We start from the raw sequence: 18,687 nt of genomic DNA on the forward strand, positions 1-18,687 counted from the left end.
GTGGCTAACAATGCAAAACACCCGCCGGAGCGATCCGGCGGGTGTTTTGCATTGTTACTCTCTCGGAGATCAGAGAATGAAATCGCTGCTTTGCAGGCTGTCGACATTGGCGACCTTGATCTCGAAATCCGCCTTGCCGTCGCCGTCGACATCGCCCTGGACGATATGACCGGCAAAACGCAATTCGTCGGGAGTGCCGGAGAAGTGGTCGTTGCCGATGAAGGTGAAGTGGCCGATGGCCGAGACGTCGATCTTGTCGCCCTGGCTATGCGAGAAATCGTCGATCACGTCGCGATTGTCGCCGACCACGGAATCCTTGACCGACTGGAACACGAACGTGTCGGAACCATCGCCGCCATCCAGGAGATCCGTGCCCCTCTGGCCGTAGAGTTTATCGTTGCCGTCGTCACCGAACAGGTTGTCGCCGCCATGGCCACCATAGAGCTTGTCGTCGCCTTCCCGTCCGTGCAGTATGTCGAAGCCGTCCATGCCCTGAATATTGTTTTTTCCATTGGTGCCGCCGAGCGTGTCGTCGGCGGATGTACCGATGAGATCCTCGACATTGTAGAGCGCCTCTTCGCGGCCGCCGCCGGTAATGGCATAGTGATCGAGGAGGTTGACCTTGACGCCGCGGCCGCTCAGGAAGTTATCCGTGTCCTGGCGCTGGTAGCTGGCAGTGTCCCGACCGGAGCCGCCATCGAAATAATTCGAGTAACCGGCGGAGTTATAGGTGTCGTTGCCGTCGCCGCCGTAATAGTCGCTGACGTTTGTGTCGACCGTGAACGTGTCGTTGCCATTGCCGCCCCAGACGCGGTCATAGTGGTGGATGCTGTTCGAGAAGCCATTGCCGGTATAGCTGTCGTCGCCGTTGCCCAGCTTGATGTCATTGTTGTTTTCGATGCTGCTCTTGACGATGTCGTTATCGTCGCCAGCCTCGACATAAGTGGCGCCCAGCGTCAGCTTGATCGTGTCGTCGCCGCCATAGGTATAGATGTTGAACCAGTTGTGGTTGCTGTCATTTGCTTGCTTGACGTTGTCGTCACCATCGGTTCCTTTGTAGGTATTGACCATAATTGTGTCCTTTCCTCGCTGGTGCAATCCGCCCTTACGTCGGGCTAGCGTCTTATGGTGGTCAAATCAGGGCAGACTAACTGTCCGGCTTGGCTATGGGCGCGGGCCGCTTAACGGAGGCTGAAACGTTCATTAATCTGCCGTTCATCTTGATCGCGTGCCGGTCCACCGTCCGGCACTGCGGACGAACGCCAACTGTTCAGATGCGCCAAGGTTCCCCTCCTGTTTTTTGCCGATGTGCAAAAGACAGTTGGAAGCGTCCATGAGGAAGGCTATTGAGCGTCGTCCATACCGTGAAGAGGGGGCTTAGATGGATGAGTTGGAGATTCGTCGTTCGATCATTTCTCAATGCCTGTTCATGAACGCGTCGGGCCTCAACCAGGGCAATGCCGGCAATATCAGCGTCCGCTTCGGCGAGCGTATGCTGATCACGCCGACCTCGATCCCCTATGAGGAAATGACGCCGGACATGATCGCCTCGATGCCGATCGAGGGCGAATATGGCGCCTGGGATGGGCCGAAGAAGCCGTCCTCCGAATGGCGCTTCCATCTCGATATCATGAAGATGCGGCCCGATGTCGGCAGTGTCGTCCACACGCATGCGACATTCTCAACCATCCTTGCCATCGCCCGCAAGCCGATCCCCGCCTGCCACTACATGGTTGCGGCCTTTGGCGGCGAGGATGTGCGCGTCGCCGGCTATGCGCGCTACGGCACCAAGGCGCTCTCCGAGCAGGTGCTCAAGGCGCTCAAGGGCCGCAATGGCTGCCTGATGGCCAATCACGGCATGCTGGCCGTGGGCTCGAGCCTGAAAAAGGCCATGTGGCGCGCTGTCGAACTGGAGACCATCGCCAAGCAATATTACCACGCGCTGCTGATCGGCGGCCCGGTGATCCTCTCCTCGGCCGAGATCGCCGAGACGATGGAGAGTTTTTCGACGTATGGGCTGCAGGAGGCCTAAGCTTCGCTTGTTTTGTCCGGAAATTTTCCGTACATTCTGTACGAAGGAGATTTTCATGCCGAGACAAGCCGCACGCACCGACAGGCTTGAAGCCCGTATACACCCTGACACCTTGACTCTGGTGAAGCGGGCGGCCGAAATCCAGGGCCGCTCGGTCAGCGATTTCGTCGTCGCGGCTGCGGAACAGGCGGCCCGGCAGGCAATCGAGGACAATCAGGTCCTAAAGCTGTCGGTCGAGGACCAGATGCGTTTCGCCGAGCTGCTTGCCAATCCGCCGAAGCCGACGCCGGAACTGGAGCGTGCCCGGGGGGCACATGAAAAACTGATCGTCTCCTCCGAATGAGTGGCAGCTTTTCGATTGCGCCGCTCGATCCCAAGCAATCACGGACAGGATTTGCCTGCGGCACCGAAACCTTGGATCGCTATTTCCGCGACCTCGTCACGCAGGACATCAAGCGCCGGATTGCTGCCTGCTACGTCGCGACATCGGTAGAGAATGGGCAAATCGCAGGATTTTACACACTCTCCGCTGCCAGCATTCCCCTGACCAGTCTGCCGGAAACGCTCGTCAAGAAATTGCCGCGTTATCCGGTCGTACCGGTGGCCCGGCTTGGCCGGCTCGCCATCGATCAGCGCTTCCAAGGCCGTCAGCTTGGTGCAGCGCTGCTCTGGGATGCCATCGCCCGTTCAGCCCGTTCCGAACTGGCCGTCTATGCGCTTGCGGTTGATGCGAAGGATGAGCGTGCCGAAGCTTTTTATCGGCATTTCGGCTTCATCTCATTGGAATCCTTGAAGGCCCAACTCATCTGGGTCATCGGCCGATAATCTCGGCGACGCACCCTGTTGACTCTTTCCTTTGTTTGCAGTTTACTAGAACATAAAGAGAACAAAAATCTAGGATCAACGTCATGGCAGAGCCTGCTTTGGCGCGTGAGAGGCTGTTTGCCTTGCGCTCGGAAATCAGCCGGCTCGAAAGCAAAAATACGGTGGCGCTGGCCCGTGCCGCCCGCGAGAGCCCATGGGATCAGCCGGTGGAGACGGAGAGCCATGTGCTCGTCTCCGGGGCCGACGATTTTGACGCAGTGCTTGGCGGCGGCGTGGCGAAGGCGGCGCTCAACGAGATTCGTAGCGAGGCGACGGCCGACAATGGTGCGGCAAGCGGCTTTGCCCTGGCGCTCGCCCGGCTGGCGCTGGGGCCGGAGATGAGAGCAAACATGCCGCAGCGCATCCTCTGGATCGCTGATCCCATGGGCGCCCTCGAAAGCGGTCGGCTATATGGCCCAGGGCTGGCCGCTCATGGCATGCCGCCGGCGTCAGTCCTGCACGCCGCGCCGAAACACCTGCAGGATGCGCTGATGATCGCTGAGGCCGCACTTTCGGTACGCTCCTTCGCGGCCGTCATCCTCGAAGTCTACGGCAATCCGAATAAATTCGGCCTGACCGAGAGCCGCAGGCTGCATCTGCGCGCCAAGGCCCATCGAAGGCCGCTTTTCCTCCTGCGCGAGCGCGGCGAGGAAGAGGCCTCCAATGCAGTCAACCGCTTCCATGTCCGTCCGGCACCGGCTGAGCCGCATATCCTGCCGAATGGCAGGGCCTGGCCACAAGGCATCGGCAATCCCGTCTTTCATGTCACAGTCGAAAAGAGCCGCACCCCGTCCCCGCCTGAGTTTCTGTTGGAGTGGAACGCCCATGACTGTCTCTTTCGCACCGTCGAGCCCAGCCGTCTTGCTGTTCCAGCCGGCGACCAGCCAGCGAATTCTCGCACTCCATTTTCCATGGCTGCCGACCGATCGGATCGCGCGGCAACGCTGGGGACGGTCGTGGCGCTGTCACGGGCGTCCTGACCATCCGCCAGTGGTCTGTTCCGCCCCGGTCAAGAGCGCCATGCGGCTGGTCGCCATCGATGAGGCCGCACGCCGTGTCGGGCTGCGGCTGGGGCAGGGGGTCACCGATGCCCGTGCCATCATTCCCGATCTCGATGTCATCGAGGCGGACCCGGCCGCCGATCGGACGCTGCTCGAATCGATCGCCGACTGGTGCGACCGCTATACGCCGCTGGTGGCGCTCGATGGCGCCGATGGCCTGTTCCTCGACATCACTGGTTCTGCCCATCTCTTCGGCGGCGAGAAAGGACTGTTCGACGATATTCAAACCCGGCTTTTCAATATGGGCTTGGAAGTGCATGCGGCGATTTCCTCGGCACCAGGCCTGTCCTCGGCCGTATCTCGCTATGGCGAGCCATCGATCATCCCGCCCGACGCCGCAGAAGTAGCGCTCGCACGGTTGCCCATGCGCGCCTTGCGGCTGGCCGAAGAGACCATCGAACTGCTGGTCAAATCCGGCCTGAAGCAGATCGGCGACTTGATCGACCAGCCGCGCGCGCCGCTCGCCCGCCGCTTTGGTCCGCTGTTGATGCTCAGGCTCGACCAGGCGCTGGGTTTCGAGGAGGAGGCGATCTCGCCGCGCCGGCCGGTGGCCGCCCTTTCGACCGAGCGACGCCTTGCCGAACCGATCGTCGACGAGGACAATATCCTGCTCCTGCTCGAAAAGCTGGGCGAGCGGATGAAAAAACATCTCGAAACCCGCGGCGAAGGCGGCAAGCTGTTCGAATTGCTGCTCTTCCGTGTCGACGGCAAGGTGTTTACGATTCGCGCCGGCACGGCTCTGCCGATCCGCGATCCCGCGCGGATCACCGCCCTTTTTCGCGCGCGCCTCTCAGCCGTGCATGACGATCTCGACGCCGGCTACGGTTTTGAGACGATCCGCCTCAACGTGCTGCAGGCGGCCTCCTTCGCCGAACTGCAGCCGGATTTCCATGGCCGCAACCGGCAGGACGAATCGCTTGCCGATTTCATCGACCAGATGACGGCCCGCTTCGGCCCGGATCTCCTGACCACACCCGTGCTCTTCCAGAGCCATATCCCCGAACGCGCCGGTCAATTGCTGCCGGTGGCCGATCTCTCCCTTGCCGATGGCAATCCCGCCTTTTACGAAGACAGGCCTGTCCGCCCGCTGCGGCTCTTTCCCCATCCCGAACCCGTCGAAACGACGGCAGCCGAGGTCCCGGATGGCCCGCCTTTCTCCTTTCGCTGGCGTCGCATAACCATCCGCGTCGCTCGCGCCGAGGGTCCGGAACGCATCGCTGCCGAATGGTGGATCGATGGACAGGCCGCCCCGACGCGTGATTATTTCCGCGTCGAGGACGAGGCGGGCCGCCGCTACTGGCTTTTTCGCGAAGGACTTTACGAACGCGGATCGGACCAGCCGCGCTGGTTCATCCAGGGCGTGTTCGCATGAGCACGCCCCGCTTTGCCGAAATCGGCATCCGCAGCAATTTCTCCTTCCTGGAAGGCGCCTCGCATCCGGAGGAACTGGCGGTGGCCGCCTCCCGCCTTGGCCTGAAGGGCATCGGCATCGCCGACCGCAACACGGTGGCCGGCACGGTGCGTATGCATCTGGCAGCAAAGGAAGCGAAGCTTCCGTATCATCCCGGTGCCCGGCTCTCCTTTACCGACGATACGCCTGATATCCTTGCCTATCCCATCGACCGGCCAGCATGGGGACGGCTCTGTCGGCTGCTCAGCCAAGGCAATCTCCGCTCCGGCGTGAAAGGCACCTGCGAACTCTACGAAGCCGACTTGATCGAATGGGGCAAAGACCTTCTGCTCGTTGTCATGGCTGAACCGCAAAAACATGCCGAAAAGCTGCCGGATCTGCTCCATCGTCTTAAGGAAAGCTTCGGCGACCAGGTGCACTTGGCGCTGGTGCCCCGCTACGCCGGCCATGATCGCCCCGATTTCGATTTCTTCGCCGCCACCGCTGCCGAAGCAGGTGTGTCGCTCATCGCCACCAATGACGTGCTGATGCATGAGCCGGAACGCAAATCCATGGCCGACGTGGTCGTGGCAATCCGGGAGCATGTGACAGTGCAACAGGCAGGTTATCGACTGGCGGCGCATGCCGAACGATATCTAAAAAATTCGGACGAGATAAAGCGGCTCTTCAGGCGCTATCCGGAAGCGATTCAAAATGCATGCAGATTTTTCGATCGGCTGAGCTTTTCGCTGGACGAGCTGAAATATCAATATCCGGACGAGACGGTTACTGGCGAGACCCCGGCGCAGAGCTTGCGGAGGCTTGCTTATGAAGGGGCGGAGAGACGTTACGCCAAGGGCGTGCCGGAGAAAGTCCACAAGCAAATTGAATATGAACTCGAATTGATCGGCGAATGCCACTACGAGCCTTATTTCCTGACCGTTTGGAAAATCATGAACTTTGCCCGCTCGGTCGATATCCTCTGCCAGGGCCGGGGCTCGGCGGCCAATTCCACCGTCTGTTATTGTCTTGGCATCACCGAAGTCGATCCGATGATGACCAATCTTCTGTTCGAGCGCTTCATTTCGACGAGCCGGGCCGAGCCGCCCGACATTGACGTCGACTTCGAACATGAACGACGCGAAGAGGTCATCCAATATATCTACCGCGAATATGGCGTTGAGCATGCCGGCATCGCCGCCACCGTCATCAACTATAGGGCGCGTTCGGCCGGCCGTGAAACGGCAAAGGCTTTTGGTCTCTCCGATGACCAGCAATCGGCACTCTCAGGCACGGTCTGGGGCTGGTCGTCCGAGGCGCTTGATGAGCGCGATGTCAAAGCCGTCGGTTTGGATATCAGCAATCCGGTGATGCGGCAGGTGCTGGATCATTCCGCCATGTTGATGGGCTTCCCGCGCCATCTTTCGCAACATGTCGGCGGCTTTATCATTACCCGCGATCGGCTCGACGAGGTCATGCCGATCATGCCCACTGCGATGGAAGACCGATATCAGGTCGAATGGAACAAGGATGACCTCGATGCGATGGACATCTTCAAGATCGACGTCCTGGCGCTTGGCATGCTCACCTGTATCGCCAAGGCATTCAAGCTGTTCGAGCGACACTACAACACTGGTCCATTTGGCATGGACAGAATTCCGCGAGAAAGGGAAGAAATCTACGACATGATCTGCCGCGCCGACACACTCGGCGTTTTCCAGATCGAAAGCCGGGCGCAGATGTCGATGCTGCCGCGCCTACGGCCAAGAAAGTTTTATGACTTGGTGATCGAGGTCGCCATCGTTCGTCCCGGTCCGATCCAGGGCGATATGGTCCATCCATACCTACGCCGGAGACAAGGCAAAGAGCCGATTGATTATCACCGTGAAGAACTCAAGGTGATTCTCGAAAAGACGCTTGGCGTTCCGCTTTTTCAGGAACAGGCGATGCAGATCGCCATCCTGTCCGGGTTTTCTCCGGCAGAGGCTGACAAGCTTCGTCGTGCCATGGCGACGTTCCAACGGACCGGCACGGTTCATATGTTTAAGCAAAGGATGATCGATGGTCTTGTCGCGCGTGATTATGACAAAGAATTTGCGGAACGCTGCTTCAAGCAGATCGAAGGCTTTGGTGAATATGGTTTTCCGGAAAGCCACGCGGCTTCCTTCGCCCTTCTCGTCTATGTTTCCTGTTGGCTGAAGGCCCGCTATCCCGATGTCTTCTGCGCTGCGATCCTCAACGCCCAACCCATGGGTTTTTATGCCCCCGCCCAGCTCATCAGAGATGCCCGTGAACATGGCGTCATCGTCCGCGAACCGGACATCAATCATTCCACTTGGTATTCCGACCTCGAAGAGGGTGCTTTCGATTCCACCCGCATCCATACCCGCCATCGCGAAATGCAAGGCGTGATCCGTACCCGCAAAGCCGTGCGGCTGGGTTTCCACCGCATCAAGGGTTTTTCCGAGGATGACGCCAAACTTCTCGTCGAAAACCGCGACGAAGGCTATCGATCGGTGCGCGATCTCTGGCTACGCTCCGGTCTGAAACGAGCAGCGATCGAGCGGCTGGCGGATGCCGATGCCTTCCGTTCGATCGGGCTCGACCGCCGCGCCGCGCTTTGGGCCGTGCGCGCGCTCGACGAGAAAAGTGCGGCCGAGCGCCTGCCGCTGTTCGAGAAATCCGGCGACGATCTCTTGGAGCATGAGGCCGATGTCAGCCTGCCGGTCATGCCGGTGGGCGAGCATGTCGTGCATGATTACAAGACCATGTCGCATTCGCTCAAGGCGCATCCGGTCTCTTTTCTCCGGCAGGATTTCGACCGGATGGGCATTGTGCCGACCGCGACATTGGAAAGCACGCGCAACGGGCAGCGGGTCACGGTCGCCGGCCTGGTGTTGGTGCGGCAGCGGCCCGGTTCGGCCAAGGGCGTGATCTTCATGACGCTGGAGGATGAAACCGGCATCGCCAATGCCATTGTCTGGCAAAAAGTGTTCGGCATCTATCGGCCGGTGGTGATGGGCTCGCGGCTGGTGAGTGTCCGCGGCAAATTGCAGAGGGCGGACGGCGTCATCCATGTTGTCGCCGAGCATATCGAGGATCTGAGCGGCTATCTCTCGAAGCTGCTCCTTGACAATCCTGATATTCCGACGCTCTCGCCAGCCGACGAATTGCTGCGCGGCACACGCGATCATCGCCAGAAGGTGCCGCGCATCAAAACGCTTATCGAAAAGAAGGAGGAAATCCGCGATCAGGCCGAAATGGCCAGCAACGTCATGCCCGAAGGGCGGAATTTCCATTGAGGAATAGAGATTGAGAACCGGCAGAATAGATTGCAACCGGCCGTGGCTTCTCAAGCCACGGCCGGTCGGCTGATTTAATTGGCGGCCCTTTCTTCTTCGGCCTTCGCCTGATCCGCACTCTTGTGGCGGCCGGAAACCGTGCTGACCGTGATCGAGACGGGGTCGCTGGCCGGGAAGGAGCCTTCAAGGCCCTCGTCGAGCTGTTCCTCCATCACCGCGGTGTCACCGACGGCGCGGGCGCTACGCAGATGTGTCGCGCATTCCTCGTCACTGCATTCGGCCGAGGCAAGCACATTCTCATCCATAGCCCCGATCTCGGTCATCAGGCTGCGGGCCTTGTCGACGGCGTTCAGGCGGTTGAGATTGCTTTCGCCGTCCTGCTTCATGAACACCGAGACGATATCGCCGGTCTCACCGACGAATTCCACCGTGAAGCCGAGCTTGCCGGCCTGTTCCGGATGCACCTGTGTTTCAACATTCTGCATGGCTACGACTCCTGTTGGACTTGCGTAAGTCAACGTTGCGCCCATCAGGAGGTTCCAAAGGCCATGCCCGGCGGAATAGGATGCCGGTTCAATGATCTGCCAGTATCGGCCGATCAGGTGCCGCAGAATGTCTTCAGCACCCGCTCTTGCGGCTCCGCCGGCAATTCGTAGCGCTCCGGCACGTCCGCGCGCTTGTCATAGGGCCGCGTCAGCACGCCGAGCAGGGTCTCGAACGGTGCGAAATCATCGCGTTCGACGCCCGCGCGGATCACTTCCTCGATCAGGTGATTGCGCGGGATATAGATCGGATTGACCGCCCGCATGCCAGCGGCGCGCTCCGGGCCGTTCATCGGCTCACGCGCTGCACGCACCCGCCACGCTGCAAGCCATTGAAGCGGGCCGGTCGGCTCTGCAAACAGCGCCAGGAAAATCTCAGCACTCTCATCCTCGGCTGCCTCTGCAAGCGCGCGGAAGGCGCGGGTGAAATCCACCTCATTGGCCTGCAGCAGGTCGAGCAGAGACTGGATCAACTCGCCGTCGGCATCCTCTTCCGCCGAAAGACCAAGCTTTTTCCGCATCACCTCGAACCAGGCCTTGGTGAACAGGCCGGCGAAATCCACCACCGCCTGGTTGGCGGCTTCCAGCGCCTTGTCGCCATCGGTATCGATCAGCGGCAGCAGCGTCTCGGCGAGGCGCGCGAGATTCCATTGCGCGATGCCGGCCTGGTTCTGGTAGGCATACCGCCCGCCGCGATCGATCGAGGAGAACACGGTGGCGGGATCATAGGCATCCATGAAGGCACAGGGGCCGAAATCGATCGTCTCGCCTGAGATCGACGAATTGTCGGTGTTCATCACGCCATGGATGAAGCCGATGCCGAGCCACCGCGCCACCAGCGACGACTGCCGTTCGGCCACCCGCCGAAGCAGAGCAAGATACGGGTTGGCGTCGGTCTTCAGATCCGGATAGAGCCGATCGATCGTGTAATCAGCCAGCGCCCTCAGACCTTCGACATCGCCGCGCGCGGCAAAGAACTGGAAAGTGCCGACCCGGATATGGCTGGCCGCGACCCTGGTCAGCACTGCGCCTGGCAGCACGGTCTCGCGATAGACATCGTCGCCGGTGGTCACCGCAGCGAGCGCCCTTGTCGTCGGGATGCCGAGCGCATGCATCGCTTCGCTTACCAGATATTCGCGCAGCACCGGCCCGATCGCTGCCCGGCCATCGCCGCCGCGCGAATAGGGTGTGCGGCCGGCGCCCTTCAGTTGGATATCGCGGCGAACACTGTGACTGTCGATGATTTCGCCAAGCAGGATCGCCCGGCCATCGCCGAGCTGCGGCACGAACGTACCGAACTGGTGGCCGGCATAGGCCATGGAAATCGGGTTCGCACCATCAGGCACGGCATTGCCGGCAAAAATCGCCGCGCCGACATCGCTGTCCAGCACAGGATCGATACCGAGCTCAGTGGCCAGCGCATGGTTGAACTTGATCATCCGCGGTGCGGCGACCGCCGTCGGTTTGACCCGGGCAAAGAAACGGTCGGGCAGGGTGGAATAGGAATTGTCGAAGGCCAGCATGGTCGATACCTCTGCGCCACAAATAGGAATTTCGCGTGTCTCAGGCAAGGACCGCTACAATCCAACCACCGTCAGCATGCAGAAAGTGGCGAACAGCACGAAATGCGTCATCCCCTCGATGGCATTGGTTTCGCCGTCATTGAGGTTGATGGCGGCGGCAATCAGCGTCAGCGCCGTCATGACGGTCTGCACCGCCGTCATTCCCATCGACAGCGGCTGGCCATTGATCAGCGCAATCGCCTCCATGGCAGACACGGTGAGGATCACCGTCGAGAGCGATGCGCCGAGTGCGATGTTGACCACGGCCTGCATGCGGTTGCGCAGCGCCGCCCGCATTGCGGTGAGGATTTCCGGCGCCGCCGAGATCGCGGCAACCACGATCGCCATCAGCGCCGGCGGCGCGCCCGAGCCTTCGAGCCCCGCACCCAGGAATGCCGACATCGATTCGGCGAGCAGGCCGATCAGCACGACGCCCACGACGATCACGCCGGCCGAAAATCCCATCGGCACGTCTTGCTTCTTTTTCCGCTGCTGTTCGGGCGGTGGCACGTCCACGACCGGCACCGTCTCCTTTTCATCCTCATAGGCATAACTGAAGAAATAGCTGTGCGGCCCCACCTGCATCCTCAGAAACAGGCCGTAGAGCAGCAGCATGGCGCATATGGTGAAGGCGGAATAATAGTGCCATTTGGCGTCGGGCACGAATTCCGGCACCATCATGGACACACCCATCGCCGTCAGGATCATGACGCTATAGGTCTTGCCCGAATCATTGTTGTAGGGCTGTTCGCCGAATCGGAGCCCGCCGAGCAGCGCCGCGAGCCCCAATATGCCGTTGATGTCGAGCATGACGGCCGCGTAGATCGTATCCCTGACCAGGGTAGGCGACTTCTCGCCGGTCATCAGGATGGCAAGGATGATTACTTCGACCAGAACCGCCGACAATGTCAGGATCATCGTGCCATAGGGATCGCCGACCCGATGGGCGAGATGCTCGGCGTGGCGAGCGACCCGCACCGAGGCGAGGATGATCGCAACAATCAGCACAAGCGCCGCAGCCAGGCTCGCCGCCTTGCCCATTCCCAGAATCGAATGTTCGAAAAACAGTGACAGGATGGCGATCGCCATCGGCAAAACAAGAAGACGTTCGTCCTTGAAATAGGGCTGCATGATCGATCCTGGTTGGCTTCGCTTCGAGTGATAGAATGAAGCGCGCCGCCGCTCAACCATTCCCGAGCCGTCGATTTGCGGCGTCGTCTTTGACGGGATGATGTCGAATTCTAAACGATGTGGCGAAAAACACTTGATCTCTGCAGAGAGCTTGTCTATCCCCGTCCACACCGGAGAGGTGGCCGAGTGGTCGAAGGCGCTCCCCTGCTAAGGGAGTATACCCCATAAGGGTATCGTGGGTTCGAATCCCATCTTCTCCGCCAGAACTTTTTCAACATTCTGATTTTAAACGATAATTCTGCCGAAATATTTTCGGTCCCATTTCCAGTCCCAATTTTGCGTGAGTGTTCACCTCAATATCCGGCAGGTCAAGAATGGCAACGCGTCGTCCGTCGGTGATTCCCGCAGGCAGTAGGCTGCCGCGCATGATGGCAGAGATGGCGGCCGGCTATGTTGGCGAGAAGCACGTCGAGGATTTCCTCGATCGAGTCGGCAACGGCTATCCTGAACCGCGGGTGGTCGATACGACGCGTCGGAAGTTCTGGTACAGAGACGATCTCGACAAGGCGATGGGAATTGGGGTGCAATCGCAATCGTCTGGACTCGGTGCCAAGTTCGTTGCGGCGAACAGAGAGAAAAAGAGAGAGCGCGAAGAGGCGAAGGCGCGAAAGGCCGCTGGGAACAAGGGGTGATTCCGCCAGGCGTAGAAATGCCGCTGCCCCTATTGCAAGTTCAGGACAGCGGCACTCGCATCATTCACGCGGCCAATTCACTACGACGTACGGAGCATGTGGCAGGAAGATAACATCGGGCTCCCGCTCGCCGATGACGACCGTTCTGGTCCCGCACAAGCGCTTTGCCGAGCATAATGGCTCGTGGAAGCGGCCGGTAACGCATTCTGAGGTTCTGGAATCAGCGGCGATGGCTGGAGCAAGTGCGGTAGCAATGATGGCCAGGGCCAGTATGCCGGATAGCGCTTTCATGTCGAAACCTTTCCGCATTAATTCGGTGTGAAGAAAACGCGCCGCCTCGGGTGCTGTTCCAGGTGGGTTGCGCGGCACTTCGCCCAAGTCCGACGCCCGGTCGGCGGCGGCGTGGGGTACGTCGGCCCCGCCCAGCTACCAAGTTCGACCACGCCGCCGGAATTTGCTACAGTGGTTTCTTTGGGGGAGGCTATTATGGGTATACTTGACCGCCTGCTTTCGTCGCCAGACCCATTCATCAGCGACGGAGGCATGGAGACAGACCTGATCTTCCACGAAGGCGCCGAAATGCCGCTGTTCGCCTCCTTCGTCCTGCTCGACAGCCCAGATGGGCGCGAGATGCTACGGCGCTACGCGGTTTCATATCTCGACTTGGCCCAGGTCGCGGGTCGGGGCTTTGTGTTGGGCACGCCGACCTGGCGCGCCAATGGCGGCTGGGGGTCGAAGCTCGGGCTCGATGACGCAGGGATTCGGGACGTCAACCGGCGCGCCATCGCCTTCGCCCGCAATCTGCGGAGCGCCCATCCCTGGCGTGACCATATCCTGATCGAGGGGGTGCTCGGGCCGGCAGGCGATGGCTATGCACCCGAGCAGCTTCTGACACCGACCGAAGCGGCCCGCCTGCACAGCGCCCAGTTGGAGACCTTTGCCGAGGAAGGTGTGGACGTCGCGTCGGCCTTCACCATCACCCATCCAGGCGAGGCCATCGGCATGGTCAACAGGGCGCGCGACCTTGGCCTGCCTTTCGCACTCTCATTCACGGTCGAGACCGACGGGCGTTTGCCGACCGGGCAGGACCTCGATTCCGCGCTCAGCGAGGTCGAGGCCGCGACTGGCGGCTACGTTCGCTATTACGGGATCAACTGCGCTCATCCCGAGCACTTCGGCGAACATCTGCCATCGCGCTGGCTCAACCGGATTGGCATGGTCCGGCCAAACGCCTCGCGCCGCAGCCATGCCGAACTTGACGAAGCCACCGAGCTCGATGACGGTGACCCGCAGGAGTTCGGCGCGCTTTACGCTAAAGTGGCAAAGCGGCTCCCCGGATTGCGCGTCGTCGGCGGATGCTGCGGCTCAGACATGCGGCATATCAAGGCTCTGATCGCGGCGGGCGTCTGAGCGCCGGGTCGGCCGGGCTTCAAGGGCGCTCGCGGGCCGCAACGACGAAACAGGTGTTGTGGTTGATGCTGATATTCCAGGGCCCGTCGCCGCATCTCGCCGACTTCAGAGGGTGACTGCTTTGCACCTATATGATCGGCTAACCAAGAACGGCGATCACGGTTGAATCTCGTGCCGGCAGTGAGAATCTATGTATTCCACCGGAAGTCAAAATGGGCGAGTTTTCTGAAGCAATCAATGACGGGGCAATGTGCCCGGTGTGCAAAAGCTGGCTATTTGTCTCATGCTCTCTGTTCCGCATCGCGCAGCATGGGGCAGGGGACGCCGGGTGCTCCGGAGATGAAGACCGATCAACTCGGCCGCACCAGATCCTGGCGCGTCGGCGGCATATCACGCACTGGGCAGAGATTGACCTTCGGCAGCTTTGGCTTAAATAGGGTCTCGCCCGCCACCGTCCGGTGGCGGCTATTTTCGATGTCGGTATCTAGCATGCATATTGGAGAGCCCCGATGGTAGAGGCTAGCGCCAACCAGACTTCCCCCGCAAAATCCGCCGAGGGCCAGGCTTTCGGCACCAGCGGCATCCAGCCGATGGACCGCCCGAGTGCGGTCACGCGCTTTTTCATGGGCATCGTGTCCTGGGCCGAGCGATTGAATTTCAAATATGCCGTGCTCGGCAATCCGCCGGTCTACGACAATGCGACCTTTCCCTGGGCCGTGGAGGTCGAAAAAGCCTGGCCGCAGATTCGCGCCGAACTCGACCGGGTCCTGATTCGCCAGAGGGACCTGCCGTCCTTCCAGGATATTTCCACAGACGTGAAGACGATTTCCAAGGACAGCGGTTGGAAGACATTCTTTCTGCTCGGCTTCGGAATCAAATCGGAACAGAATATCCGCGCCTGCCCCGACACCTGGGCAGCGGTGCAGAAGATTCCCGGTCTCAAGACGGCGATGTTTTCCATCTTCGAGCCCGGCAAGCACCTTCCCGCCCATCGCGGACCTTATAATGGGGTGCTTAGGCTGCATCTCGGCATGATCGTGCCCGAATCGACCGACCGGATCGCTATTCGCGTCAAGGACCAGATCTGCCATTGGCACGAGGGCAAGGTCCTGATCTTCGACGATGCCTATGAGCACGAGGCATGGAACCATACGGACAAGACCCGCGTGGTGCTGTTTGTCGACTTCGTCAAGCCGCTCAGGTTTCCCGCACGCCTCGTCAACTGGGCGCTGATGAACCTTGCGATCTTTACGCCCTTCATCCGCGAAGGCCTCGACAATCACAAGGAATGGGAAAAGAAGTTTTATGCAGAGGCAGAAGCCCTGCGCAACAGGCCTCAGCAGTAGACACGCCATCCTCCGCTTGGCCATCGAGCGTCCGGTGGCCGACCATTCGATCGTCGCGTTCCCTTCGAATCGAATCTCGACCAGCACGGTTCGGGCCGAAGCTTGACCCGAACCGAGACGCGCCGCGACATTTTCAGTACTGAATGGAATTCTTCTCAGGTTTGCGCAATTTTTCGCGCGGTCGACGACCATCATCCGAAATGACGGCTAAAATGCGGGACACGGTATTAAAGCCCGCCGATTGTCATATCAGTTTCATAAAAGTTCTGTAGGCCCCTCTCCCTAGGGGCGGCGCCCGTCTGAGGCCGAATGGCTGTGGACTTTGGCTCAGGGAAGCAGGGGTGTCTTCCTGGGGCGGCAATTTCAGTCGCATTGACCATGGATCGTACGCGCCTGCGTGATTGCCGGCCGTGCGATTTTTATTGTTTATTATATCTATAGAATATGTGTTAAATTTACAACGCGAATTATGGCCGATCTGTCACAATTCCGATTTTCAACGGAATCTCGTTGGTTTCGTCCGGACCCGTCGATAAATTGCCGGTCGAGATCGGAAGCAATCCGATTTCTAAAAAGCAGGGGGCCGGGCAGGGGCAGTCGCTTCGCGACAAAGTCCGGTCTTCCAATGAAACTTTTGACTGGAGGTCAGAAATGAATATCAAGAGCCTTCTTCTCGGCTCCGCGGCTGCATTCGCAGTCGTTTCCGGTGCTCAGGCCGCTGACGCTGTCGTCGCTGCCGAGCCGGAACCCTTGGAATATGTCAAGGTCTGCGACGCTTACGGCACCGGCTTCTTCTATATCCCGGGCACTGAAACCTGCCTGAAGATCGGCGGCCAGCTGCGCTATGAAAAGCGTATCAAGAAGGTCGGCGATGCCGAAAGCACCTATGACAACCATTCGCGCATCCGCTTGAACGTCGAAGCCAAGAACGACTCCGAATGGGGTACGGTATACAGCTGGCTCCGCATCCAGGGCGACCAGGTTAACAACGACACCAAGGGCCTGAACTGGTTTTATTACTTCGGCATCGGCGGCCTGGAATTCGGTAACTTCGACTCGCAATGGGCGAAGTTCTTCGGCTACGGCGGCTTCACCGATGACGGCGGCTATTATACCTCTGACTGGAACTTCCCAAGCTCGCGCCAGTATATCAGCTACACGGCTGACTTCGGCAGCATCAAAGCCTTCGTCTCGCTCGACAACGATGCCGATGAATACACTTTGCCGGAAGAGCACAACACCAGCAACTTCTGGAAGCCGGAAGCCGACACCAACGCGCCCAGCAAGGGCCGCAAGTACCTGCCGGACGTCTCCGGTGGTGCGACTGCGACCCTCGGCGACTGGCAGGTTGCGGGTGGCTTCGGCTATGACGAATCGGACAAGTCGGTTGCGTTGAAGGGCTTGGTTGCCGGCAACTTCGGCATGTTCGGTCTCCGTATCATGCCGTTGTGGTCGAACAGCAACGAGAACATCTACTTCAACTACGAAGGCTTCAGCGCCATCGTTGGTCTGCAGGCCAACGTGACCGACTCGATCACTTTGTCCAAGGACATCCAGTTCTGGGACGACGGTTCGTGGCGCTTGGTCGGCGACGTCAACTGGAAGGTTGCTTCCGGCTTCTCCGTCCTGCTCGAAGGCACCTATGCCGATCAGAAGGACGGCAACAAGATCAAGACTGGCATGCTCCGCTTCCAGCGCGTGTTCTAATCCTCTAGGGGATTTAGGCAGGAAAGGCCCTTATCGGGCCTTTCCATCTTTCCGGGCTTGGCGATTCCCGCCATGAGTTGGAACGCAGCCGTGTCATTCGACATGACATAAGACTGGCGGAGCGCGTGCGTTGTGATTGATGTTTCCGCGCCTCCCGCACCATTCAGGGGTCGTGTTGTGGTCTGAATGCCGTTCCGCGGCCATCGTGCGCGCTGTTTAAGTTCATGATTTATTTACGAATAGTTAGCTCTTATTAACGTGCCGTCAATATTTCGCCTTGGGGCGGCCGATCTTGTGTCATTTTTGTAACATGCCGGATCGAAGAACGGCGCCAAGCTTTCCGTTTTGGCGAAAGTTCGTTGCGTAACCAATCGGCCTGTCTATGATCACTCTCGAAGCGGCGGGGAACCCCGGCTCTTCAGTGAATGGGGTGGGGCAGGGAATGCTGTCCTTCAGCGAAAATAAGACCCATACCCGATTGAAACATTTTGACTGGAGGTCAGAAATGAACATTAAGAGCCTTCTTCTCGGCTCCGCGGCTGCTTTCGCGGTCGTTTCCGGTGCTCAGGCTGCCGACGCTGTCGTCGCTGCTGAGCCGGAACCCATGGAATATGTCAAGGTCTGCGACGCTTACGGCACCGGCTTCTTCTACATCCCCGGCACCGAAACTTGCTTGAAGGTCGGCGGTCAGCTGCGTTACGAAAAGCGTATCAGCAAAGTTGGCAATGATACCACGGTTTATGACAATCATAGCCGTATCAAGTTGGACGTCGAAGCCAAGAACGACTCCGAGTGGGGTACTGTTTTCAGCTGGATCCGTATCCAGGGCGACCAGGTTAACAACGACTCCAAGGGTCTGAACTGGTACTACATTTTCGGCATCGGCGGCCTGGAATTCGGTAACTTCGACTCGCAATGGGCGAAGTTCTTCGGTTACGGCGGCTTCACCGATGACGGCGGCTACTACGACTCGGACTGGAACTTCCCGGACTCGCGTCAGTACATCAGCTACACGGTTGACTTCGGCAATGCCAAGGCCTTCATCTCGCTCGATAACGACGCTGATGAATACTACACGCCGGAAGAGCACAACACCAGCAACTTCTGGAAGGCGGAAGCCGACACGAACCCGGTTCGCAAGGGTCATAAGTACATGCCGGACGTTTCCGGTGGTGCGACTGCGACCTTCGGCGATTGGCAGGTCGCGGGTGGCTTCGGCTACGACGAATCCGACAAGTCGGTTGCGTTGAAGGGCTTGGTTGCTGGTCAGTTCGGCATGTTCGGTGTGCGCTTCATGCCGTTGTGGTCGAACAGCAACGAGAACATCTACTTCAACTACGAAGGCTTCAGCGCCATCGTTGGTCTGCAGGCGAAGGTTACCGACACCATCACCCTGTCCAAGGACATCCAGTTCTGGGACGACGGTTCGTGGCGCTTGGTTGGCGACGTCAGCTGGCAGGTTGCTTCTGGCTTCTCCGTTCTGCTCGAAGGCACCTATGCCGATCCGAAGGACGGCAGCAAGGTCAAGACTGGCATGCTCCGCTTCCAGCGCTCGTTCTAATCCTCAGGGATTATCGACAGAAAGGCCCGGCATTGCCGGGCCTTTTTGCGTCGGGGAGGATTGTAGCTCGTCTCTTTCCGGTCATCA

At 59.5% G+C, this 18,687-nt stretch carries 16 protein-coding genes and 1 tRNA gene; 12 read left to right on the forward strand and 5 right to left on the reverse strand.

Annotated features, from left to right (window positions below):
• Positions 1-69: 69 nt before the first annotated feature.
• Positions 70-1,071, reverse strand: a complete 1,002-nt coding sequence (locus AC1DYF_RS01525) for a calcium-binding protein (RefSeq protein WP_477874515.1) — start codon at positions 1,069-1,071, stop codon at positions 70-72.
• 310 nt (positions 1,072-1,381) lie between these two features.
• On the opposite strand from AC1DYF_RS01525, the gene AC1DYF_RS01530 reads away from it, so the two are divergent.
• From AC1DYF_RS01530 to AC1DYF_RS01555, 6 genes are all read left to right on the forward strand, one after another.
• Positions 1,382-2,032, forward strand: a complete 651-nt coding sequence (locus AC1DYF_RS01530; RefSeq protein WP_477874517.1) for a class II aldolase/adducin family protein — start codon at positions 1,382-1,384, stop codon at positions 2,030-2,032.
• Between the two features lie 55 nt (positions 2,033-2,087).
• Entirely contained in the window at positions 2,088-2,375 is a 288-nt protein-coding gene (locus AC1DYF_RS01535) for a type II toxin-antitoxin system TacA family antitoxin (protein WP_477874519.1), read from the forward strand.
• Entirely contained in the window at positions 2,372-2,857 is a 486-nt protein-coding gene (locus AC1DYF_RS01540) for a GNAT family N-acetyltransferase (RefSeq protein WP_477874521.1), read from the forward strand. Before AC1DYF_RS01535 ends, AC1DYF_RS01540 begins: the two co-directional genes overlap by 4 nt.
• An 83-nt stretch (positions 2,858-2,940) precedes the next feature.
• Entirely contained in the window at positions 2,941-3,876 is a 936-nt protein-coding gene (locus tag AC1DYF_RS01545; RefSeq protein ID WP_477874523.1) for an ImuA family protein, read from the forward strand.
• The gene (locus AC1DYF_RS01550; protein WP_477874567.1) at positions 3,758-5,329 is read left to right on the forward strand and encodes a Y-family DNA polymerase; all 1,572 of its coding nucleotides are present in this window, start codon (positions 3,758-3,760) and stop codon (positions 5,327-5,329) included. The genes AC1DYF_RS01545 and AC1DYF_RS01550 overlap by 119 nt, the downstream gene beginning before the upstream one ends.
• Positions 5,326-8,649 carry an error-prone DNA polymerase gene (locus tag AC1DYF_RS01555; protein ID WP_477874525.1) on the forward strand — a complete coding sequence of 1,108 codons (3,324 nt, stop codon included), beginning with the start codon at positions 5,326-5,328 and terminating at the stop codon, positions 8,647-8,649. Before AC1DYF_RS01550 ends, AC1DYF_RS01555 begins: the two co-directional genes overlap by 4 nt.
• 74 nt (positions 8,650-8,723) lie before the next feature.
• Here the strand turns inward: AC1DYF_RS01555 and AC1DYF_RS01560 are convergent, their stop codons facing one another.
• The 3 genes from AC1DYF_RS01560 to AC1DYF_RS01570 all read right to left on the reverse strand — a co-directional run bounded on the left by AC1DYF_RS01560 (position 8,724) and on the right by AC1DYF_RS01570 (position 11,884).
• On the reverse strand, positions 8,724-9,134 hold the full coding sequence (locus tag AC1DYF_RS01560; RefSeq protein WP_477874527.1) for a hypothetical protein: 411 nt from the start codon (positions 9,132-9,134) through the stop codon (positions 8,724-8,726).
• 113 nt (positions 9,135-9,247) lie between these two features.
• Positions 9,248-10,714 carry a protein adenylyltransferase SelO gene (locus AC1DYF_RS01565; protein WP_477874529.1) on the reverse strand — a complete coding sequence of 489 codons (1,467 nt, stop codon included), beginning with the start codon at positions 10,712-10,714 and terminating at the stop codon, positions 9,248-9,250.
• A gap of 54 nt (positions 10,715-10,768) precedes the next feature.
• Positions 10,769-11,884 carry a calcium:cation antiporter gene (locus AC1DYF_RS01570; RefSeq protein ID WP_477874531.1) on the reverse strand — a complete coding sequence of 372 codons (1,116 nt, stop codon included), beginning with the start codon at positions 11,882-11,884 and terminating at the stop codon, positions 10,769-10,771.
• 172 nt (positions 11,885-12,056) lie between these two features.
• Here AC1DYF_RS01570 and AC1DYF_RS01575 point away from each other — a divergent pair.
• Positions 12,057-12,147: transfer RNA gene (locus tag AC1DYF_RS01575), tRNA-Ser, on the forward strand.
• Between the two features lie 111 nt (positions 12,148-12,258).
• Complete coding sequence (locus AC1DYF_RS01580; RefSeq protein ID WP_477874533.1) at positions 12,259-12,576, forward strand: hypothetical protein; 318 nt, start codon at positions 12,259-12,261, stop codon at positions 12,574-12,576.
• A 60-nt stretch (positions 12,577-12,636) separates the two neighbouring features.
• On the opposite strand, the gene AC1DYF_RS01585 is transcribed toward AC1DYF_RS01580, so the two are convergent.
• Positions 12,637-12,954 carry a hypothetical protein gene (locus tag AC1DYF_RS01585; protein WP_477874535.1) on the reverse strand — a complete coding sequence of 106 codons (318 nt, stop codon included), beginning with the start codon at positions 12,952-12,954 and terminating at the stop codon, positions 12,637-12,639.
• A 108-nt stretch (positions 12,955-13,062) separates the two neighbouring features.
• Here AC1DYF_RS01585 and AC1DYF_RS01590 point away from each other — a divergent pair, with 108 nt between their 5' ends.
• From AC1DYF_RS01590 to AC1DYF_RS01605, 4 genes are all read left to right on the forward strand, one after another.
• Positions 13,063-13,986, forward strand: a complete 924-nt coding sequence (locus tag AC1DYF_RS01590; RefSeq protein ID WP_477874537.1) for a homocysteine S-methyltransferase family protein — start codon at positions 13,063-13,065, stop codon at positions 13,984-13,986.
• 509 nt (positions 13,987-14,495) lie between these two features.
• Positions 14,496-15,332 carry an ornithine lipid ester-linked acyl 2-hydroxylase OlsC gene (gene olsC / locus AC1DYF_RS01595; RefSeq protein WP_477874539.1) on the forward strand — a complete coding sequence of 279 codons (837 nt, stop codon included), beginning with the start codon at positions 14,496-14,498 and terminating at the stop codon, positions 15,330-15,332.
• Positions 15,333-15,983: 651 nt separating this feature from the next.
• Positions 15,984-17,039, forward strand: coding sequence for a porin (locus AC1DYF_RS01600; RefSeq protein ID WP_477874541.1), 1,056 nt, complete (start codon positions 15,984-15,986; stop codon positions 17,037-17,039).
• A gap of 505 nt (positions 17,040-17,544) precedes the next feature.
• Positions 17,545-18,600, forward strand: coding sequence for a porin (locus tag AC1DYF_RS01605; RefSeq protein WP_477874543.1), 1,056 nt, complete (start codon positions 17,545-17,547; stop codon positions 18,598-18,600).
• The last annotated feature ends 87 nt before the right edge of the window (positions 18,601-18,687 follow it).

The organism is Rhizobium sp. P2_G9, from assembly GCF_056403475.1.